General features: G+C 33.9%; 20 protein-coding genes, 3 tRNA genes and 1 pseudogene. 10 read left to right on the forward strand and 14 right to left on the reverse strand.

The window, feature by feature from the left end:
* The first annotated feature begins 48 nt into the window (after positions 1-48).
* Positions 49-519: an OsmC family protein gene (locus SD960_RS05955; RefSeq protein WP_318801439.1), complete on the forward strand. Its 471-nt coding sequence runs from the start codon at positions 49-51 to the stop codon at positions 517-519.
* A gap of 183 nt (positions 520-702) precedes the next feature.
* Here the strand turns inward: SD960_RS05955 and SD960_RS05960 are convergent.
* Positions 703-782 (reverse strand) — tRNA-Leu (locus tag SD960_RS05960).
* Positions 783-1,011: 229 nt separating this feature from the next.
* On the opposite strand from SD960_RS05960, the gene SD960_RS05965 reads away from it, so the two are divergent.
* The 4 genes from SD960_RS05965 (at position 1,012) to SD960_RS05980 (ending at position 4,795) form a co-directional block, all read left to right on the forward strand.
* A complete protein-coding gene (locus SD960_RS05965) occupies positions 1,012-1,953 on the forward strand; it encodes a ribose-phosphate pyrophosphokinase (protein ID WP_264535778.1) in 942 nt (313 codons plus the stop codon).
* Positions 1,954-2,058: 105 nt separating this feature from the next.
* A complete protein-coding gene (locus SD960_RS05970; RefSeq protein WP_055097594.1) occupies positions 2,059-2,670 on the forward strand; it encodes a 50S ribosomal protein L25/general stress protein Ctc in 612 nt (203 codons plus the stop codon).
* 701 nt (positions 2,671-3,371) lie between these two features.
* Entirely contained in the window at positions 3,372-4,046 is a 675-nt protein-coding gene (pth, locus tag SD960_RS05975) for an aminoacyl-tRNA hydrolase (RefSeq protein ID WP_318801440.1), read from the forward strand.
* 137 nt (positions 4,047-4,183) lie between these two features.
* Positions 4,184-4,795, forward strand: a complete 612-nt coding sequence (locus SD960_RS05980; RefSeq protein WP_115844428.1) for a superoxide dismutase — start codon at positions 4,184-4,186, stop codon at positions 4,793-4,795.
* A gap of 690 nt (positions 4,796-5,485) precedes the next feature.
* Here SD960_RS05980 and SD960_RS05985 read toward each other — a convergent pair.
* From SD960_RS05985 to SD960_RS06015, 7 genes are all read right to left on the reverse strand, one after another.
* A complete protein-coding gene (locus SD960_RS05985) occupies positions 5,486-7,384 on the reverse strand; it encodes an amidophosphoribosyltransferase (RefSeq protein WP_318801441.1) in 1,899 nt (632 codons plus the stop codon).
* A 79-nt stretch (positions 7,385-7,463) separates the two neighbouring features.
* Positions 7,464-8,387, reverse strand: a complete 924-nt coding sequence (locus SD960_RS05990) for a PfkB family carbohydrate kinase (protein WP_318801442.1) — start codon at positions 8,385-8,387, stop codon at positions 7,464-7,466.
* 239 nt (positions 8,388-8,626) lie between these two features.
* Positions 8,627-9,022: a hypothetical protein gene (locus tag SD960_RS05995; protein ID WP_318801443.1), complete on the reverse strand. Its 396-nt coding sequence runs from the start codon at positions 9,020-9,022 to the stop codon at positions 8,627-8,629.
* Positions 9,006-9,593 (reverse strand): RNA polymerase sigma factor, encoded by a 588-nt coding sequence (locus tag SD960_RS06000; RefSeq protein ID WP_318801445.1) that lies wholly within the window; start codon positions 9,591-9,593, stop codon positions 9,006-9,008. The genes SD960_RS05995 and SD960_RS06000 overlap by 17 nt, the downstream gene beginning before the upstream one ends.
* Positions 9,594-9,847: 254 nt before the next feature.
* On the reverse strand, positions 9,848-11,062 hold the full coding sequence (locus tag SD960_RS06005; RefSeq protein ID WP_318801446.1) for an MFS transporter: 1,215 nt from the start codon (positions 11,060-11,062) through the stop codon (positions 9,848-9,850).
* 325 nt (positions 11,063-11,387) lie between these two features.
* Positions 11,388-12,428, reverse strand: a complete 1,041-nt coding sequence (locus SD960_RS06010) for a Gfo/Idh/MocA family oxidoreductase (protein WP_318801447.1) — start codon at positions 12,426-12,428, stop codon at positions 11,388-11,390.
* Positions 12,429-12,621: 193 nt separating this feature from the next.
* Positions 12,622-13,692 carry an NADH:flavin oxidoreductase/NADH oxidase gene (locus SD960_RS06015; RefSeq protein ID WP_318801448.1) on the reverse strand — a complete coding sequence of 357 codons (1,071 nt, stop codon included), beginning with the start codon at positions 13,690-13,692 and terminating at the stop codon, positions 12,622-12,624.
* Positions 13,693-13,892: 200 nt separating this feature from the next.
* On the opposite strand from SD960_RS06015, the gene rseP reads away from it, so the two are divergent.
* The 3 genes from rseP (at position 13,893) to SD960_RS06030 (ending at position 15,505) form a co-directional block, all read left to right on the forward strand.
* A complete protein-coding gene (gene rseP, locus SD960_RS06020; protein ID WP_318801449.1) occupies positions 13,893-15,236 on the forward strand; it encodes an RIP metalloprotease RseP in 1,344 nt (447 codons plus the stop codon).
* An 83-nt stretch (positions 15,237-15,319) separates the two neighbouring features.
* Positions 15,320-15,393, forward strand: a tRNA-Asn gene (locus tag SD960_RS06025).
* 38 nt (positions 15,394-15,431) lie between these two features.
* Positions 15,432-15,505, forward strand: a tRNA-Asn gene (locus SD960_RS06030).
* A 54-nt stretch (positions 15,506-15,559) separates the two neighbouring features.
* Here SD960_RS06030 and SD960_RS06035 read toward each other — a convergent pair.
* The gene (locus SD960_RS06035) at positions 15,560-16,273 is read right to left on the reverse strand and encodes a hypothetical protein (protein ID WP_318801450.1); all 714 of its coding nucleotides are present in this window, start codon (positions 16,271-16,273) and stop codon (positions 15,560-15,562) included.
* Positions 16,274-16,358: 85 nt separating this feature from the next.
* Here SD960_RS06035 and SD960_RS06040 point away from each other — a divergent pair.
* A pseudogene (locus tag SD960_RS06040) lies at positions 16,359-16,727 on the forward strand (helix-turn-helix domain-containing protein).
* 98 nt (positions 16,728-16,825) lie between these two features.
* On the opposite strand, the gene SD960_RS06045 reads toward SD960_RS06040, so the two are convergent.
* From SD960_RS06045 to SD960_RS06065, 5 genes are all read right to left on the reverse strand, one after another.
* Complete coding sequence (locus tag SD960_RS06045) at positions 16,826-17,059, reverse strand: hypothetical protein (RefSeq protein ID WP_318801451.1); 234 nt, start codon at positions 17,057-17,059, stop codon at positions 16,826-16,828.
* A 13-nt stretch (positions 17,060-17,072) separates the two neighbouring features.
* Positions 17,073-17,300, reverse strand: a complete 228-nt coding sequence (locus tag SD960_RS06050) for a hypothetical protein (protein WP_318801452.1) — start codon at positions 17,298-17,300, stop codon at positions 17,073-17,075.
* Between the two features lie 114 nt (positions 17,301-17,414).
* Complete coding sequence (locus tag SD960_RS06055) at positions 17,415-18,131, reverse strand: hypothetical protein (RefSeq protein WP_318801453.1); 717 nt, start codon at positions 18,129-18,131, stop codon at positions 17,415-17,417.
* Positions 18,131-19,066: a hypothetical protein gene (locus SD960_RS06060; RefSeq protein WP_318801454.1), complete on the reverse strand. Its 936-nt coding sequence runs from the start codon at positions 19,064-19,066 to the stop codon at positions 18,131-18,133. The genes SD960_RS06055 and SD960_RS06060 overlap by 1 nt, the downstream gene beginning before the upstream one ends.
* 402 nt (positions 19,067-19,468) lie before the next feature.
* Positions 19,469-20,665 (reverse strand): aminopeptidase C, encoded by a 1,197-nt coding sequence (locus SD960_RS06065; RefSeq protein ID WP_318801455.1) that lies wholly within the window; start codon positions 20,663-20,665, stop codon positions 19,469-19,471.
* A gap of 473 nt (positions 20,666-21,138) precedes the next feature.
* Between SD960_RS06065 and SD960_RS06070 the strand changes: the two genes are divergently transcribed.
* The gene (locus SD960_RS06070) at positions 21,139-21,936 is read left to right on the forward strand and encodes a helix-turn-helix transcriptional regulator (protein ID WP_318801456.1); all 798 of its coding nucleotides are present in this window, start codon (positions 21,139-21,141) and stop codon (positions 21,934-21,936) included.
* The last annotated feature ends 30 nt before the right edge of the window (positions 21,937-21,966 follow it).

A 21,966-nucleotide genomic window follows, 5' to 3' on the forward strand; every position in this document is an offset into this window, starting at 1 on the left:
AGCCATGAATTTCAAGTTCATGTAATTCGTGGCTAAAAAAAACAAAAAATGACTTTCAAACATATATTCAAAGTAACATTAAATTGGGCTTCAAATCAAATCCAGGAAGATTCAACAAAAAGATTTTATAGCAAAAACCATCAAATTAAAATCGAAGGAAAACCAATTTTAAATGTTTCAGCAGCAAAAGCTTTTAAAGGCGATCCGGAATTATACAATCCAGAAGATTTGCTTTTGAGCAGTTTGGTTTCCTGTCATATGATGTCCTATTTATATGTGTGTTCTCAAAACGGAATAGAAGTTCTGGAATATTCGGATAATGCAGAAGCAACGCTCGAAGTTAATCCAGATGGGAGCGGGCGTTTTGTTGAGGTTAGGTTAAATCCGAAAGTAAAAATTTCGAATTCAGATAAAATTAAATTGGCTTTAGAGTTACACCAAAAAGCAAATCAATTTTGTTTTATTGCGAACTCTTGCAATTTTCCTGTTTTGCATGAGGCGAGTTGTGAAGCAATTTAAATAAATATTAATGTAAAAAACATAGCCCGCGGTTTCAACCGTGGGATACGGTTTGAATATATCGCGTCCCAACGGTTGAAACCGTTGGCAATGTTTATAGCGAAGTGCTTGTATTATCGTGTAGTAAGATTTAGATTCTTCCTAAAACCAAAAAAACCTCTTCCGTTAAGAAGAGGTTTTAAGTACCCGGAGCCGGAGTCGAACCGGCACGGTTTCCCACAGGTGTTTGAGACCAGCGCGTCTACCAATTCCGCCATCCGGGCTTAGCAGACGAAAAAATAATCAATAAATTAATTATTTTAACGCAATAGAATAAGTAATTATGATGTCATAACTGTGCTTATTCCTTTAACACGGTGCAAATGTAAAAAATAAAATTAAATGTTCTACTAAAAATACTTAAATTTTTCCTTTCAGTCTCCAATAAATTTTCTAAATTTGCACCTCGTTAAAACGACGCACACACAACTAACTACAAAACAACAAATTATAATGTCGCACCTAGAACCAGAAGCTAAAATTTTTGCTTGTTCAAAAAGTGTTTATCTTGCAGAGAAAATTGCCGAACAATACGGAATTCCACTAGGCAAAGTAACGATGTCAACGTATAGTGATGGAGAATTTCAGCCATCTTACGAAGAGTCAATCAGAGGATTACGTGTTTTTATCGTGTGCTCAACTTTTCCATCTGCTGATAATTTGATGGAATTATTACTAATGATTGATGCTGCAAAACGCGCATCAGCAAGACATATTACAGCTGTTATGCCTTATTTTGGTTGGGCAAGACAGGATAGAAAGGACAAACCAAGAGTTCCGATTGGAGCAAAGTTAGTGGCAAATTTGCTAACAGCTGCAGGAGCAACAAGAATCATGACAATGGATTTGCACGCAGATCAAATTCAGGGATTCTTTGAAAAACCGGTAGATCATTTATTTGCATCAACCATCTTTTTGCCATATGTGCAGAGTTTAAATTTAGAAAATCTAACAATTGCATCTCCTGACATGGGAGGTTCAAAAAGAGCATATGCTTACTCTAAGTTTTTAGAATCAGATGTAGTAATCTGTTATAAACAAAGAAAAGCAGCCAACGTTATCGACACTATGGAATTGATTGGTGAAGTAAAAGGTCGTAACGTAATATTAGTAGACGACATGATCGATACTGGCGGAACATTAGCAAAAGCTGCCGATTTAATGATCGAAAAAGGAGCATTAAGCGTTAGAGCAATTTGTACACACGCTATTTTATCAGGTGGCGCTTACGAAAAAATTGAAAATTCGAAATTAAGCGAATTAATAGTTACCGATTCTATCCCGTTAAAGAAAGAATCAAAGAAAATCAGAGTAGTGAGTTGTGCACCTCTTTTTGCTGAAGTTATGCACATGGTGCACCACAACAATTCCATTAGTGGAAAATTTATAATGTAAGACGCAATGCGCTTTAGGCTTTAAGCCATAAGCTATTTCACGATTACAAAAAGCTTAAAGCTTATAGCAAATTAGAATATTTATTAATAACTATATTTTTTTACAATGAAATCGATTACAATTAAAGGATCAGAAAGAGAAAGCGTGGGCAAAGTGTCAACTAAAGCCTTACGTAATGCTGGAGCGGTTCCTTGCGTGTTATACGGAGGAAATCAAGCAGTACACTTCTCAGCAGACGCTGCAGCGTTCAAAAACTTGGTTTACACTCCAAACGCACACACAGTTGTGATTGAGCTTGGAAAAGGAAAATCATTCAATGCAATTTTACAAGATATTCAGGTTCACCCTGTATCTGACAAAATCTTACACATTGATTTCTTTCAATTATTTGATGACAAAGAAATCACTATGGAAGTTCCTGTAAAAGTTGTTGGTACATCAAAAGGTGTTCTTGCAGGTGGTGTTTTACGTTTAAACACTCGTAAATTAAAAGTTAAAGCTTTACCTAAAGATCTTCCTGATTTTGTTGAAGCTGACATTACTCCACTTGAAATGGGTAACAAATTATATGTTACTAAAGTAGGTAAACCAGAATACAAAGTGATGCACCCTGAAAATACAGTTGTAGCTCAGGTAAGAATTTCTCGTGCTGCTATGAAAGCTGCTCAAGAAGCTGCAAAAGCTGCAAAAGCTCCTGCAAAGGGAAAGAAAAAATAATTTTTTTTCAAATCAAATATCAAAGCATCAATCGAAAGATTGGTGCTTTTTTGTTTTGTAAAGATTCTGAGTTGCGAAGATGCTAAGGTTCTGAGAAAAGGTCCAAAGGGACAAAGAAGTAAAGTAGCAAAGTAAAATAAATCAGTATAGATCTGTTCAAATCCATGTCATCCGCGTGCCACGCATAGCTTCCATTGCAGTTAAGAATAATTATCTAATTGGCACATTATCCAATTATCTAATTTTTTGAAGCAGAAGTTTGGTTTTTTAAAGACTTGACTTTCCCTGCCATCCGCTATATCTTTTCCTGGCTAAAGAAGCCAGAAAAAGGATGCCGCTGCTGTCAGGGCTAGCCAGGGATTTAGTTTTTATAAGATTCTAAGTTGCTAAGATACTACGTTCCTAAGTTATGAATCTACAGTATTGTCAGGCTGAGCGGAGTCGAAGCCCTTACAAGAAACTCGACAATCTAAATTGAAATACTTTGCGAAACTTCGATTCCACTCAGTCAGGCAAAAAAGGAGCATAAATTAATACTATAAAAAAAACCAGCGCAAATCAGTTCAAATCCGTGTCATCCGCGTGCCATTCTTCGCGTACCTTGTTTAAAACCCTTGCTCACCTTGCGATTAACGACAATACAAATCAAATTATCTAATTGCCACATTTTCTAATTACCAAATTAACCCTATTTTTGTAACATGATAAAATGGATAAACAAACTGTTTTCATCAACACAAAAAGAAGAGAACACAGACAGTATGAAACCGGAGGTTCACGAACATCCAGAAAACAATATAAAAAGCGTGAGTAAAAAATATTTAATCGTAGGACTTGGTAACATTGGCGCCGAGTACGTAAATACCAGGCATAATATAGGATTTAAAGTCCTTGATTTTTTAGCCAAAAAAGAAAGTCTTTCTTTTGAGACCGTAAAATTGGGAGCTTTGGCTGAATATAAATTTAAAGGAAGATCTTTTTTTCTGCTTAAACCAAACACTTACATGAATTTAAGCGGTAAAGCCGTAAAATATTGGATGGATAAAGAAAATATTCCGCTAGAGAATATTTTGGTGATTACAGACGATTTAAATTTATCTTTTGGAACTATCCGAATCAAGCCAAAAGGTAGCGACGGAGGGCATAACGGACTAAAAAATATCAATTTAATATTAAATACACAGCAATATACCCGTTTTAGATTTGGTATTAGTGATCAGTTCAAAAAAGGACAGCAAATTGATTATGTTTTAGGTGATTGGGATGAAGATGAAAAAGCAAAATTACCGGAACGTTTGGAAGTTGCCTCAGAAATTATAAAATCTTTTGGAACTGCGGGTTTAGAAAATACCATGACAACTTTTAATGGAAAATAAAGATTTCCAGTTATTTAGGTATTAAAAAATGAAATAATCGATTAATTAAATTGAATTATAACGAAATAGTATTTTCTATTCCAAAGTTAAATGTTTAAATTTGGGATAAATTATTATAAACCATAAAATCAAATATCATGGCTTTTGAATTACCACAATTACCTTATGCATATGATGCATTAGAACCACATATTGATGCACGTACAATGGAAATTCACCATTCAAAACATCATAATGCATACACAACAAATCTTAACGCAGCTATTGCTGGTACAGATTTGGAAGGAAAAACAATCGAAAACATCTTAATTAACTTAGATAAATCAAACGCTGCAGTTCGTAACAACGGTGGAGGTTTCTACAACCACAATTTATTCTGGACTGTAATGTCTCCAGATGGAGGCGGATTACCAACAGGTGATTTATTAGCTGCAATTGAATCTTCTTTTGGAACTTTTGAAGAGTTTAAAGCAAAATTTGCTAAAGCAGGAGCAACTCAATTTGGTTCAGGATGGGCTTGGTTAACAGTGCAAAAAGGAGGAAAATTAGAAGTTGTAGGTACTCCAAATCAAGATAATCCATTAATGCCGGAAGTTGCTGGTAATGGTGGAACTCCAATCTTAGGAATGGATGTTTGGGAACATGCTTATTATTTAAATTATCAAAACAGAAGACCAGATTACATCGAAGCTTTTTTTAATGTAATTAACTGGACAGAAGTTGCAAGAAGATATGCTTTAGATAAATAGTCTTAAGAAAATAGAAAAAAGAGTAAAGAAAAAAGACGGATGGCTTGATAGCTGTCAGTCTTTTTTTGTTTAATAGTTAAACTTTATGTTCAACAATCTATATTCTCTCTTCTATTCTCTTTCTTCTAAATACAAAATAAAAAAGGTGAAATTTCTTTCACCCTTTTTGCCCCAAATCTACCATATACTTAACCTACTAATGTAATGGTATTATAAAAATAGGATAGTTAAATTGTATCACCAACTATTTTAGATGAAGTGCAAATATAATCGATGAAATGCGTATTTTCTTACTTTGGTTGTTTGCTGAGTTTATTCCAATAAAAAAGGTGAAATTTCTTTCACCCTTTTTGCCCCAAATCTACCATATACTTAACCTACTAATGTTATGGTATAGTAAAGCTATGATAGTTATATTGTTTTCCCAAATATAATAGACGAACTGCAAATAAACTCGATGAAATACGTAATTTCTTACTTTGATTTGTTTTTTTATATGTTTCTTGACTTTATTCCAATAAAAAAGGTGGAATTGCTTCCACCCTTTTTGCCCCAAATCTACCATAAACTTAACCTACTAATGTTATGGTATCCCAAAAGTATCTTAGATGTGCCATTTTGCCAAACATATAGGATGAACGGCAAAAAAAACCGATAAAGTGCACAATTTAACCTTTTGTTAGTATTTTTTTAATACGCTCGTGCGTCTTTACCTTCATAAAAATTCATGAATGCTCTGTTTACAACACGGTTTCCACCAGGTGTTGGATAGTCTCCTGTAAAATACCAGTCTCCAAGATTTTTAGGACAGGCAATATGCAAATCTTCCACTTTTTGGAATATAATTTTTACTTCTGCATTAATTTCTGGAGAACTTAGCATTTCTGCAATTTTATCTGAAATTTCTTCAGGAGTAAATTGGTCATAAATTGCAGTTACATAATTTACAACATCTGTATCAAGATAATTTTCCTGAGCTTTACATTTTGCATAAACTTCATCTACTATATGGTATAGATTTCTTTCTTTTAATAAAGCAAGAGCTGCTCTAAAAGCAACAAGACCTTCTAGTTTTGCCATGTCAATTCCGTAGCAATCAGGGTAACGAATTTGTGGCGCCGATGAAACAATTACAATACGTTTTGGTTTTAAACGATCCATCATTTTAATGATACTCATTTTTAATGTTGTACCACGTACGATACTGTCATCAATAATAACCAAATTATCTGTTGGTTTGATAACGCCGTATGTTACATCATAAACGTGAGCAACAAGATCATCACGACTGCTGTCTTCTGTAATGAAAGTTCTAAGTTTAGCATCTTTAATGGCAACTTTTTCAGTACGGATTTTTACAGCCAGTAATTCTTGCAACGTTTCAGCTGTAAGTGTATTTCTGTTTTCCAGAATATAATTATTTTTTCTCTGATTTAAAAAATCCTGAGCGGCTTCAACCAAACCATAAAATGAAGTTTCGGCAGTATTTGGAATATAAGAGAAAACAGTATTATCTGTATCACTGTCAATTGACTTAAGAACTGCTGGTAAAATTAGCTTTCCTAAGTTTTTACGTTCCTGGTAAATTTCAGCATCACTTCCTCTGGAGAAATAAATTCTTTCGAAAGAACACGCTTTTTTTACAGTTGGTTCCAGAATTTGCTCCATTGAAACTTTTCCGCTTTTCTTGATGATCAAAGCATTTCCCGGCTCAATTTCCTGAACGCTTTCAAAAGGTACATTAAATACGGTTTGAATTACAGGTCGCTCAGAAGCAACAACTACAACTTCATCATCCTGATAAAAATAAGCAGGACGAATTCCGGCAGGATCTCTAAAAACAAAAGCATCACCATGACCTAATAATCCGGCCATTGCATAACCTCCATCAAGATTTTTTGCAGAGCGCGCTAATATTTTTGCAATGTCCAATCGGTCTGCGATTACCGGAGAAGCTTCTCTTTTAGAATAACCTTCTGCTTTACAGTCTTGGTATAATTGCATTACTTCTTTATCCAAGAAATGTCCAATCTTTTCCATTACTGTTACAGTGTCGGCCATTTCTTTTGGATGTTGTCCAAGTTCTACTAAGTTTTCGAAAAGTTCTTTAACATTAGTCATATTAAAGTTACCTGCCAAAATCAAATTACGGTGCATCCAGTTACTTTGACGTAAAAATGGGTGAACACTTTCGATGCTGTTTTTTCCAAAAGTTCCATAGCGAACGTGTCCTAAAAACAATTCTCCTATATAAGGAATGTTTGCTTTTTGAGCGACAACATCATCTGCATATTCCGGATGAGCACCTAACTCTTCATTAATACGATCGTTGATTTGTGCAAAAACATCCTGAATAGGCTGTGCATGATTCGAACGAACTCTGCTGATGTATCGTTGTCCCGGATCAACATCTAGTTTGATGCTTGCAAAACCGGCGCCATCTTGTCCGCGGTTGTGCTGCTTTTCCATCATCAGATACATTTTTTGTATTCCGTAAAAAGCAGATCCGTATTTTTCTTTGTAATATTCAAGCGGTTTTAGAAGTCTAACTAAGGCTATACCACATTCGTGTTTTAACGCGTCGCTCATTGTATTTTGTGTTTGTGTTGTTGTAAGTTGTGTGTATTAACGTAATAAAAAAGCCCCGTGTTATCGAGGCTTTCGGGCATTATATTTCTATGTCAAACTGAGTTAACGACTTAAATTGCTGTAATCGAATCGCTACTTCTGCTTTGCTTAATGTTTCCATCCTTTCTGTTCCAAATTTCTCTACACAAAAGGAAGCTAAATTCGAACCGTAAATTATTGCATTTTTCATATTGCCAAATGAAATGTTTTCGCTTTGCGCAATGAAACCTGAAAAACCACCTGCAAAAGTGTCTCCGGCTCCTGTTGGATCAAAAACATCTTCTAATGGTAAAGCCGGTGCAAAAAAGACTTCTCTATTGTGGAATAAAAGTGCGCCGTGTTCTCCTTTTTTGATCACCACATATTTTGGTCCCAATTCCTGAATTTTAGCAGCAGCTTTTACTAATGAATATTCTCCTGAAAGCTGTCTTGCTTCTTCATCATTGATTGTAATAACATCTACACGTTTAATTACTTCTAATAATTCCGGAAGAGCGCAGTCCATCCAAAAGTTCATAGTATCTAAAACTACTAATTTTGGTTTTTTCTCCATTTGATCCAAAACACTGCTTTGTACTAAAGGATGTAAGTTTCCTAACATGACAACATCAGCATCTTTATAATTTTGAGGAACTTTTGGTTGAAAGTCAGCCAAAACATTTAGTTCCGTAACAAGAGTATCTCTTGAATTTAGATCGTTGTGGTACAAACCACTCCAGAAAAAGGTTTTTCCGCCTTTAACAATTTCGATACCAGAGATATCAATATTTTTTGAAGTTAAAAGATCTAAATGTTCTTGTGGAAAATCGTCGCCAACTACAGAAACAATGGCCGATTGTAAGTTAAAAAATGATGCTGATAAACCAATGTACGTTGCAGCACCACCTAAAATTTTATCTGTTTTTCCGAAAGGAGTTTCAATCGCGTCGAAAGCAACCGTTCCAACAATCAATAATTTATTCATTTTATGAATTTCGAATTAGGGTGCAAAGATACTTCATAAGTTACAATATTGCAACGGTTTAGGTTCGCAAAATTTTCATAAAAAAACAATATCGTTTGCGAGGCCAAAACTATTGTAAATGAATAGATTAAATTAGATTTTTTGGAGTGCTTAAAATATATTTTTTGGATTTAAAAAACAACTATTATTTTTGAATAGTTCTGTGAATGTTTTATCCCAAAAACAGAAAATGAGAAAATCTACAACTCATATTTTTTATCAAAATAATTCTTCAATAAACCAATCTGAATTAAAATCATAAAAGGAACTATTAAAATAGCATACAATATAGTTTTAGAAATATGAATTCCGGAAACAATCGCCGAAATTTTATCAGTATACGATTTTCCTATTTCAAAATTATTTTCTGTTCCAACAAAGTACACATTATAAATAACTAAAAAGGTCAAAGCAATTCCAATAAAAATCCATGTCGTTTTAGAAATCAGTGGCTTGTAAACTTTAGTTTTACTTTTTTCTGCTACCAAAACCTGAGACATTATTTTTGAAGTAAAGTCAATAGATGGCGATTCCAAAGTATCTTCGGCCATCATTTTATCAATCAGATTCTCTATATTTTTATCGCTCTCTTTCATAATACTCTAGTATTTCTGGTTCTAATTGCTTTTTCAAAATTACGGCTAATTTTTGTCGGCTTCTAAATAATTTTACCTTGACATTATTGGCATTAATATTCATGATTTTTCCGATTTCTTCTAAACTCTGATCTTCAAAATAAAATAAAGTTAATAGAAAATTTTCTTCGCTGGGTAATAAATTCAAACAATTCTGAATCGTTTGCTTTCGTTCTTTATCTTCTAAAGCACTCAAAGCATTATCCATTGTTTTAATTAAATGTGCCGAAAATTCATCTATCGAAATATTAAGGTCTTCTTTTTTGTTTTTTTTCAAACGATCTAAACACGTATTATAAGCGACTCTGTAAATCCAGGTCGAAAATTTAGAATCACCTTTAAACTTCGCTAAAGAATTGTAAGCTTTTATAAAAGTGTCTTGTGCAACTTCTTCGGCTTCTTCTCTGTTTTTAACCATTTTGAATGCCAAAGTAAAAATCATATTTTTATAACGGTCTACCAGCACGGCAAACGCATTTGTTTCGCCCTGCAGAATTTTATCGATATAATACTGATCTTCTAAAGTACTCATATTATATAGGACGACAGTTATTGTAATTAGGTTACAATGATTTGAAAATAAATTTCAATTTTTTCAAAGTTCTAAAACCTAATGTTTCCTTTTAATAAAAAGTTCAGTCTTATAGCTTACAATTTATAAATTTTCATTGTGTGCTTTGATAAAATTTAAAAAGATTATCATTTAATTTAAAACGGGAAAGTTTTTTAATAATTATTGTAATAAAACAAAACTTTGTTACTCTGTAACTTCACAAGATTAAAATACTAAGTAGTCCTAATCTTAGAAACCATAAAGGCAATCAAAACCCCAAAAATCCCTATAAAAGCAAAGGAAAATTGCAGTCCGAAATTTTGAGCGATATGACCAATTATTGGGGGTCCCATAAGGAAACCAAGAAAACTTACACTCGAAACTATCGTTAAGGCTTCTCCCGGCGGAACGGTTGGATTTTTTCCGGCCATACTATAAACCGTTGGCACAATTGTAGCAACGCCTAAACCAACTGCCATAAAAGCAATTGTACACGGAATAATATAAGGGAGAAAAACGGCGGTAAAAAGTCCGGCAGAAATCATGACACCACTAATTTGCATGACGCGTTCGCGACCAAATTTATTGATTAATCCGTCGCCTAAAAATCTTCCGCTTGCCATCGTAATCATAAATGAGGTATAACCTAAAACTACCAAAGGTCCTGGCGCCTGTACAATATCTTTAAAATAAACACCACTCCAGTCGAACATTACCCCTTCGCTGGCCATGCTGCAAAAACCTATTACACCCAACCAAAGCAAGGCGCTATCCGGTTTTGTAAATCGTTTTTTAGATTCTGTTTTATTTTTTATTTTTTCTTTGGCTCTGATCAAAAATTTAAAATTAAAAGCGACCATAAGCAATACTACTACGCCCACAATCATAAAATGATGTAATGGAGTAAGATTTAGCGCTAACATTCCTAAACCAACCAAAGCACCTGTGAATCCTGCGAAACTCCACATGCCATGAAATGCCGACATTATTGTTTTTTTGAAAAGTACTTCGGTATAAACACCTTGTGTATTTACAGCAATATTGGCCAAGTTTCCAAAAATTCCGAATAGAAATAAACCCAATGATAGTTGCAATGCTGTTGTTGCCAATCCTAAATTAACCAGACATAAAACGTACATGATTAAGGAGAAAACCAAAATACGGTGACTACCAAATTTGGTGACCATTTTTCCTGAAAAAGGCATGATAATCAACTGTCCAACCGGAAGCGCAAAAAGTATAGATCCTAAATCACCTTCGGTTAAATGCAAGGCGGTTTTGATGTCCGGAATTCGGCTTGCCCAGGTTGCAAAACTCAATCCCATTCCAAAATAAAACATTCCGACAGCAAATCGGATTCGTTTTAAATAAGAGGCTTTTGCTTCTCTAAATACTTTCTTGATTTTTCCTTTGGTCTGGAAAAGTGATAACGGATTAAAATCTATCAAAGCTTACGGTTTTTGGGTTTGGTACTATAAAAATAATAAAAACCTTTTTTATAGACTATTTATCTCTGGCTCTTCCTTCATTTATAACGTTATTGTTTATAAATTGTGAGCTTTTTGCCCACAGATTTGACGGATTAAACGGATTGACGCAGATTTTTTCTTTTGAAACTTTATTATTCAATACAAAAAAGACGCACTATTGTGCGCCTCTATAAATTGCATTGTAGTATAAATAGTTTGTTTTTTGCTACAGATTAAAAGGATTGAAAAAAAATCAAAAATCTGCGTCAATCCGTTTAATCTGTAAAATCCGTGGGCAAATTATTTACAAATCAATAGCTTTTCGTTGCGCATTACTTGCGATTGCAGCTTCGATGATCTGCATTACTTTTACACCGTCTTGTGCGGTAACAGGTTCTTTTTTGTCGTTTGCAATTGAATCGTAAACGCCATCAAAAAACGAAAAATAATTCCCCTGAAGTGTTGGTATTCTGTTGCGAACTAATTCTCCGTTGATTTCTGTATGCAAAAGGCCCTGAAATATCTCAGGCTCTGTTCCCCATTCTTTTAAATTCGGTTTTTTACCGAGTTTCAATTCATCCTCCTGAACGTCACCTCGAGGTTTTAAAAACGAGCCTTTTTTACCATGAATTGTGTAGGCAGGATTGGCTTCTCTAACAAAAAAACTGGCTTTTAAACGGACTCTGAAATCTTCATAAATCAACAATAAATCGATCCAGTCATCTACTAGTGAATTTTCTCTGGTGTAACGAATATCTCCAAAAACCGACTTTGGCGAACCAAACAAACAAACAGCCTGATCGATTAAATGCGGACCTAAATCTTTTAGGATTCCGGCACCATCATTAACGGTTTCTTTGTGTGCTTTTGGACTCAATAATGGGTTATATCTGTCAAAATGAAATTCGGCTTCTATTAAATCACCCAAAACACCATCATTGATTATTTTTTGAATGGTTTTAAAATCACTGTCCCATCTTCTGTTTTGGAAAACGGCTAATTTCAATCCTTTTTCCTTGGCAATTTTGGCTAGCTCCTCGGCTTCGGCAACGGTTGTGGTAAAGGCTTTTTCGACAACGGCATGTTTTCCGGCCAAAAGCACTTTTTTGGCATATTCGTAATGTGTTCCAACCGGCGTGTTTACGATTACCAAATCGACATCGTCTGCCAATAAATCATCGATTGTTGGGTAACTTTTTACGGCTGGGTAATCTTCCTGAATGAGTTTTTTGCTTCTTTCCCATGAACCTAATAATTCAAATCCTTCATGAATATCTAAAAACGGAGCGTGAAAAACTTTCCCCGACATTCCGTATGATAATAGTGCTGTTTTTATTTTTTGCATTTCGTATTTTATTTTTAACCATTAAGAGATTAAGAAAAATTAAGTTCAAAGCTTAATAAAACTTATATATATAACGGCTTAAATTAATTTCGATATTTCTTTTTTTCTAACTATTACAAGAATAAGAAAATTAAGTTCAACGCTTAATGAAACTTAATATCTTAATGGTTCAATTAAAAACATTTATGTTTAGTTAAACTTTGGCGCGTGCGTATTGTTTTGGCCAAAGTATATCTTCGTTTAGCTCTTTGGCGAAATGCAAAGGCAAATTCGGGTCTCTTAGAGATTCTCTGGCAAATAAAACCAAATCGGCCTGATTGTTTTGTAAAATTTCTTCGGCTTGATTTGCTTCTGTAATTAAACCAACAGCTCCGGTTAAAATAGCAGCTTCATTTTTAATTTTTTCTGCAAACTCAACCTGATAACCTGGCTTTAACGGAATTTGCTGATGCGAAACCAATCCGCCTGATGAAACATCAATTAAATCAACTCCTTTTTGTTTTAAAATAGCCGATAGTCTTACCGATTCTTCCGGGCTCCATCCGCCGTCTGCCCAATCTGTGGCTGAAATTCGAATAAATAAAGGTAAATCTGATGGCCATTCTGATTGAACTGCTTCCAGAATTTCTAAAGTAAAACGGATTCGGTTTTCGAAACTTCCACCATATTCATCTGTTCTTGTATTGGTTAATGGCGATAAAAACTGGTGCAATAAATAACCGTGCGCACCGTGAATTTCCAAAACCTGATATCCGGCTTCGACAGCTCTTTTTGTGGCTGATTTAAAATCTTCAATTACTTTTTGAATGCCTGTTTTGTCTAATGCTTCGGGCTGAAAAGGTTCTTCTTCATGATAGGCAATCGCACTTGGCGCAACAGTTTGCCATCCGCCATGAACAAAATCTAACTTTTTATTGCCCATCCACGGAGCCGAAACACTTGCTTTTCGACCTGCATGCGCCAATTGGATTCCGGGAATTGCGTTTTGCGAAACAATAAATTCGTTGATTGTTTTTAGTTTCTCGATATGCTCATCTTTCCAGATTCCTAGATCGGAAGGAGAAATTCTGGCTTCGGGAGAAACTGCTGTGGCTTCCTGAATAATCAAGCCAACTCCGCCGCTGGCACGACTTCCTAAATGAACCAAATGCCAATCGTTTGCAAATCCATCAACGGAGGAATATTGGCACATGGGCGAAATAACGATCCTGTTCTTTAAAGTGATTTTTTTTATAGTAAGCGGAGAAAACAATTTTGAAGCCATAGTTGTAACTTTTAATGAATTTGGGCTACCTATTAGGTACGATAGCGTTTAAAAAAGTAAAGTTAAAGCTTCTTCGTAAAACAAGAAATCTAAATGTTTATTAATTAACAAACATTTAAAACCTTATGTATTATCTTGCACTATCAAATTAAAATAGAAACGTTACTTTTGTGCGTTAAATTACGAACTAAAAATACAAAATGGATATAGTTATCAAACTCTCTCAATTTCTATTGAGTTTATCTTTACTTATTATTCTTCACGAATTAGGACATTTTATTCCTGCAAAATTATTTAAAACAAGAGTTGAAAAATTTTACTTATTTTTTGATGTTAAATATTCGCTGTTAAAAAAGAAAATTGGCGAAACTGAATACGGAATTGGGTGGCTGCCGCTTGGTGGTTATGTGAAAATTTCGGGAATGATTGACGAAAGTATGGACAAGGAACAAATGGCTTTGCCACCTCAACCTTGGGAATTTCGTTCTAAACCGGCATGGCAGCGTTTGATTATCATGTTAGGAGGAGTTACTGTAAACTTTATCCTGGCTTTTATTATATATATCGGAATGGCATTTGCTTACGGCGATACGTATGTAGCCAATTCTGATTTGAAAGATGGTGTTTACATCGAAAATCCTGCGATGATTAAAGCTGGTTTTAGAACCGGTGATAAAATTATTTCTATTGATGGAAAAAAAGTAGAGAATTTTGACAACGATATGAACATGAACGTTATCATGTCGAAACATGTTTTGATTGAAAGAAACGGACAACAACAAACGATCAATATTCCGAATGATTTTGTTGATCAATTGTCTAAACACGAAAAAGGATTACTTGTTGGTATCAGAATGCCATTTGTGGTGGGTAAAGTTGCCGAAGATTCAAAAAATACGGCTTTGAAACCAAAAGATTTAATTGTGAGCCTGAACGGGCAAAAAGTAAAATATTTTGATGAGGCAAAGGTTATTTTAGAGGCTAACAAAGGTAAATCTATTCCTGCGGTTGTATTACGCGACCTAAAAGAAACTCCAATTACTGTAAATGTTTCTAAAGAAGCAAAATTAGGTGTTGTTGTTGGAGGTTTGGATATTAAATCTCTGGAGAAATTAGGCTACTATAAAATAAGCACAAAAGAATACAGCTTTTTCGAATCTATTCCGGTTGGACTTACAAAAGGGAAAGACCAATTAGTAGGTTACGGAAAACAATTGAAAATGATTTTTAATCCTGAAACAAAAGCATACAAACAAGTAGGTGGTTTTGCGGCGATTTTTAACATTTTCCCGACTTCCTGGAGCTGGGAAACGTTCTGGTCAATCACGGCTTTATTGTCAATTATGCTTGGAGTGATGAATTTATTGCCAATTCCGGCACTTGATGGCGGACATGTGATGTTTTTATTATACGAAATAATTAGTGGCCGTAAACCGAGCGATAAATTCCTTGAAAACGCCCAAATGGTTGGTTTCGTTCTACTTATCACATTGCTTTTGTTTGCTAACGGAAACGATATCTACAAGGCAATTGTAGGCAAGTAAAAATATTTGATAAAAAGTGCAAAAATGTTTTTGAGAAATTAAAAATTCAACTATATTTGCACTCGCTAAAAAGAGCAACAACTTCCTCCTTAGCTCAGTTGGTTAGAGCATCTGACTGTTAATCAGAGGGTCCTTGGTTCGAGCCCAAGAGGGGGAGCAACTTTTTTTAGCAAACATATTTACCTTTAAGGTGATTCCTCCTTAGCTCAGTTGGTTAGAGCATCTGACTGTTAATCAGAGGGTCCTTGGTTCGAGCCCAAGAGGGGGAGCTTAAAAAAAAAGACTATCAATCGATAGTCTTTTTTTTTGTTTTATATTCAAGCTTAGTTTTTAACCAATTTGGTGCCCTTCAATGCATTATTACTGATGTTTTCACTTTCAAACATACGCATCATTTCATCAGCCTTATCTTTTTGGTTAATTGCTTTTAATGCCTGTGCGTATCTATAATAATACATTGGCTCTAAATCAGAAGTCATATTAAACAGTTCTTCGTAGTATTTAGCCGCCATAACCAAATCACCATTAAAATAAGCCTTGTCTGCAACTTTTGTAAGCATCATTATAGATTTATACCCTTTGTCTAAAACTTTCACATAGGTATCGATTATGTCTATGCTAATGTATTTTTGTGCCTCGCCAGGAGCAATTACTTCTACGTTGACTGGTTCGATTTTTATAGAGGTGCTATCAACAATACTTTTTGATGTTAATGCTAATGCTGTATTGACTTTTTTTACTTTGGCTTTTCTGTATATAGGTGTTACTGTTCTGGTATTATTTGGTCCCAGATCGTTTGTGTAGACCATATCTAATTTTGAAACTTCGTATTTTGTAATTCTTTTTCCGAAAGTCATATTAATAACTTCTTCCACATAATACCCCACTATAACGAGATCTTCTTTAGGTGCCGTTTCAGCTTTTGAAGCTGCATTTCCGTTTGTAGAAGTCATTGCAATATCATTGGTTGTTTGTCCGTAAATATGAAAAGAAAGAACAGACATAGTTGCTATAAAATATCGTACATAAGCTTTCATAATAGATTAAATAACATTATTGTCAGTGAAAACATTATACAAATATACTGATTTTGAATTACTTACGGTTTGTGTTTTCCGTAAATTGCCTGAAAAACCGTTTAAGTGTAAATTTCTCGCTGTTGTGAAACAAGAAGCATTGGCGCAAGCTTTAGGAACTAAACAATAAGCTATTTTTGCTATTGAAAACAGCGAAACAATCGATGAGGAAAAACTTAAGGCAATTGGTGAAGTTTTAGGCGTGTCGGTTGAAGGAATTAAGAATTTCTCTTAAGAAGCGGTTTTAAATAATATTCAAAATAATTACGAAGGATCTGTTATTAATAGTGGACCTGTAGTAAATCATAATTGCTCATTTAATCCGCTTGATAAGGTTGTTGAACTTTATGAGCGTTTGGTTTTGGCTGAAAAAGAGAAAGTTGAATTTTTGGAGAAGTTGTTGAAAGGGAAGTAGATTTTTTTAAGGAAAATATATTATTTAGACAATAATATATCCTGTATAAAAAATGAAAAATTCACCTGAAAAGAGTTTTTTTTCTATTTATTAGAGTTTTATAACTTCTCATTAATTCGATCTATAACTTTTTCGATATTTACTTTATTTGCATCTATTGAAGATTCCATATACGCATTCACATGTTTCATTAAATTACTAAACTCTCCAAAAGTTGACGGTTTAGCTAAGAATTTGGTATTCTGCATTATAGAAGCTTTTATACTAACCTTATTTATTTCATCTGTTTCAATAAGTAATTCTTGAAGCAAGGATATTAGTTTGTTTTTCATAGTTTGAAATTTTTTATACAAGATAAGTAGCAACATCTATCCATCCAACTACTCTATGAGTAATTATTTCTTTAATGCTATCGTCATCAAATCCATCACATTTATGCCAATTATTAGTATTGACATTATAATATGCGACATATTTAAAAGTAAAATTTCCACCAACATAAGGTCTTTGGATAGAAACTAAATAGGTTCGGGAAATAGTAGGTCTATTTTGAGGGTAATCTATCCAACTCATATTCTATTTTTAATTTACAAAAGATACGAAGATGTTCTGAAAAACAATTAAAATGCCAGCAAAAGATTATGGAATAATGAGGCACTTTTTGAAGAGTGAGAATAAAAATAAACGTTAGGACGCAATATGCCTGCCTAATATTACGTCTACGACAATTGGATTAACAGGATCAATACTGTTTTTTCTTATTGGTAGATCTTCAAAAAAACCCGAGCTTGTCAATTCAGTCGGCATAATTCTTTTAAATGTGTTTTGAGTTATTTCAGCAAGTCTTTCAGGATCAATTTCTTCTAATCTTGCTAGTTGTTGTGTAATCATATCCATAAAATCGTGTTGATATTCACTAAAAGATGAATCATCCCAATCTTCTATAGATATATAAGCCTCATTATTATATAAAATACCACGAATTACATTTATACAAAAGCCCACACATGTTGTTATATCAGGTAAACCCTCTTCTGAATAATAAGTCCCATCACCATTATAAAATGAATCTGTAAATACCCATCCATATTGAGGCTGAGCTTCATCTTGAAGAATTTCACAGAATGCTTTTACATATGTAACTTGAGATGATTCAAATATTGTTAGCTTCTTAATATACAAATTCGTAGGCATTCCATCAGATTCGTTCAATACATCTATTAATACATCAGTACCTGTATAATGAAAAAAGTAAAACTGCTCTTCTAAACAAATTATTAGTCCTGAATGTGAGCCATTACCATTTCTGTTAACAACTATTCCAATAGCAACAAAATCCTCAGAATTATCACAATCACTCAATAGCATTAAGTTTTCTTCAATAAAATTTCTTTCTATAGGCATTAGTATACAGGTTTTTTAGTTTTACTTACAATCAACTCTTCCACTTTAATTAGCAACTCTTCCAAATCAGGATGGTTTTTAAATCTTTTTGAAATTATCAATATCGCCATTAGAGCACTAACCTCTACCGTATCATTTAAAAAAATACGAATAAATTTTCTAGCTTCTGCAAACTCGTTATTTGAGTAAAACTCTTTTAACTTATAATGAATTTTTTTAATAGCTTCCGTTCCATCTAACCTGCTTAATTCAGAAAAAAAACGTTTGAATTCATTAAAAAAATCTCTACCATTAGATTCGTAAATATCACAGTATTGATATTGCATTTTATTATTAGGCCCCATTTTTGCCCACGCAGAAAATCTAAATTCTTTATACAGAAATTGACTTACAATTTGTGCCTGTCTTTCGGTACACGAAATTACATATTTGTCGAAATCTGATATAATATGAAAATTAGGATTATCACCACCGTTACTTTGTAGTTTACCATGAAAAAACTCGATATTAAAATTATTTTCAATATTGTAACGAATTCTTTTCTTACGAAAAGGCACATTAAATGCATCTCTTAATGAAGTATCATTTCCATTATTAAGATATCTTACTTTTACTTCAAACCCTCTATCATTTATTTGTTCTTTGATAGCTTGTAAATTATCAACGTAAAAATTATCACGAGTAGGATCGTTACGAACAACTTTCATAATTGAGGCATGAATATCTTCTATCGTTTCAGATTCTCCTTCTAGAACTGCACAGGCACTTCCTTCAACAAGACCAATTTTTATATCTGGCTTCCCTTCATGAACTGCAATATTGCGTAATGCACTTAATATCTCAATAAGAGCATTTGTACTATTGACGGACAGTCCAGACAGACTTACATCTGTTCCATTATGTTCTTTGTCTATAATAATTTCTATTTTGCTCATTGATTAACAATTAAAAGATGCGGCGAATTTAAACTTTTTTTAGAACTATTCATTATGGATTTCCGTAATTATAAATATAAAACTTTTCTTTCACATTAAATATAACTTTTTTGTCAATCTAAAAATCAGATTTTTGGTGATATACAAAGCAACATAAGTTTTGCAGCACTACAATAATTAAGAATAAATCATAAGTTTATTTATTGAAAATTTTTAATTCTATCATCTTCTCGACCTCAGGAAAGTGATTCTTTAATTCCATCGAATACGATGGAATTAAAATCAGAATTATTGAAAATTCTAAAAAGCATAAGACTAAATATTTCTATAATTAAAAGATATATCAAAAAAAGCGCCACAATCTCTTGCAGCGCTTTTTCTATATCTAAAAACTTAGGATAATTAAACCCCCAACTTCTTAGCAATCTCAGTAGGAATTCCTCCTTTGTTCACCATTAAAGCAGTAGTTTTATATTTTACGAAGTTTTTGGTTACGAACAAGAAACCTTTGTAGTCGTTTGTTTCTCCCCATGAATTTTTTACAATGTAATATTCTCTTCCGGTTTGATCTTTTGCAAGACCAATAATGTGCATTCCGTGATCGTCTGTTGTTGTGTAGTTGTCAAACGCAGCCTGACGCATTTCCGGAGTAATTTCCGGTTCTGGTTTTGGTCCGTTAAACATGTCTGCTTTTTCTTCAGCCGTCATGTCGTCGAATTTCTTTGTTGGTACATAAGCCACACCATTTTTCCAGCTAAAGCTTTTCTCGCTTACATCTGTCGCCCATGCTACTGTATAGCCTTTTTTCAACGCATTGTCGATAACATCGGTCATGTCGTTTACTTTTACGTTGTAAACCTGATCAAACGACCAGTTGTCCGGCACCATCATTGTTGTTTTTTGGTAGTATGGAGCCGTTGTAAAAGATGACATTTCAACGTAATCATCAGGGTTGATTCCTACCACTTCTTTAGCAAAAGATTGTGGTGTATAGTTTTTTCCTTTGTAGGTAAAGTTATCCGGCACTTTTCCTAAATAAGAATCGATAACGGCAGTATATGCTTTTTGCCAGTTTGGCGTTAACTCACCATTTGGGTTTTTAACAACAGCGGCCAAAACACCTTCGATAAGTGCTGCCATTTCACCAAATTTATTTTTATCGGTTCCGTAGTTTAAACCTGTGTACACTTCTCTTGGTACGGCTCCGTATTTTTTATACATATTGGTTACATCGTGCAAAGCACCTCCGTCACCCAAAGTAACCGCGCCATGCATGCGAACATAATTAATTCCTTTTTCAACATAAACGTTTCTGGCAGAGTAAATTTGAGATAATTCTACAGGCTGTTTTCCTAAACGAATCATTTCTGACTCTAAAAAAGAGTTTGTAGCGTAACTCCAGCATGTTCCTGATGAACCTTGTGTTTTTACCGAAGTTGTTCCTAAATTAATTTGTTCTGTGAATTTAAAGTTCTCTTTACTTTTATCACTTGCATTTAACTTTAGTGAGTTAACCAAAACGTCTTGTGCAAAAGAACTGCTGACACCAACAAAAAATGCCGACGCAACAAAAACTGATTTCAACGTAATTTTATACATAATCAATGATTTAAATAGTTGACTAATGAGTCTACTACATTTTATTTTTGTTACAAATCAATTAAATATTACATAATTTGTGTGTTCTGTCTCCGTTAATTTTTTCATAATCTTTTTGTTAAGCTATATTAACTTACAAAATACAACTCATTGAGCGTAATTATTTTTAACACATAGAAACATAACATTTATTGAACTCAAAAAAGGGGTTTCACTTGCATTAACACATCCCGATAGCTATCCTAACGGCCTTGATATAAAAATAAACACGGATTTCACTAATTGGCACTAATTTGTTTGTGAAAGTAATTTCACAAACAAAGCTAACATTGAAATTTGTGCAAATTCGTGACCCGAGCGATAGCGAACGGACGAAGTAAATTCGTGTTTAAAATTGACTTATAAAAAACTATTCCTTGTTTGCTAAATAAGTAGTATTTTGCCTGCTCTAATAATGCCACATCAACCCAGGAATGTACGAACTCCAAAAAGAGAAATACTTAGGTAATACCAAAAAAATCTTCGACAATACGCAAGGAATTGCAGTTGTTGAAACGGAGTATCAAAACAAGGTTTATGAGGGCTGGCATTCGCATAATAATGCACATATTACCCTTTTCCTGAAAGGCGGAACTACCGAGAAACGAAAAAACTTTAGCGAAACATTAGGTCCGGGGTCCTTGTTATTTTATCACAGCGACGAATTGCACCTGAATCAGGACACCCTTTTTCCGTCGCGAAACATCAATATTGAAATAGAAGAAAAGCTGTTGAAAGAACTGCAGATAAGTGAATCGACAATCGAAAAATCGGTTCAAAATGCAACACTTACCAAATTTATAATCCTGAAGATTTTTAAGGAAAGCCTGGTTTCCGACGCTTTTTCCGGCGACACGATCAACATGTTATTTGCACAATTATCAAATTCGAATGCTCATATGGAACGGTTTGAAAAAAGTCCGTTTTGGGTAAAAAGTTTAAGTGAATTACTAAATGATTGCTGGAATGAAAATCCAAACTTGCAGGATCTGGCACAGGTTTTAAATTTAAATCCAATTACGATATCAAAACATTTTCCGAAATATTTTGGCTGTACTTTGGGCGAATACATGCGCCGAATCAAAATAAACCGTTCGCTTTCGCTGATACAATCCAATCCGGGTAATTTAACTGAAATTGCTTTTCAATGCGGATTCTCAGATCAAAGTCATTTTATCAGAACATTTAAAAACCAAACGGGATTTCTACCAAAACAATTTCAAAAATTATAAGAGAGGCAAATTTCATTCTATTTTTTGGTT

The organism is Flavobacterium sp. MMLR14_040 (assembly GCF_033657265.1).
Taxonomy (GTDB): Bacteria; Bacteroidota; Bacteroidia; order Flavobacteriales; family Flavobacteriaceae; genus Flavobacterium.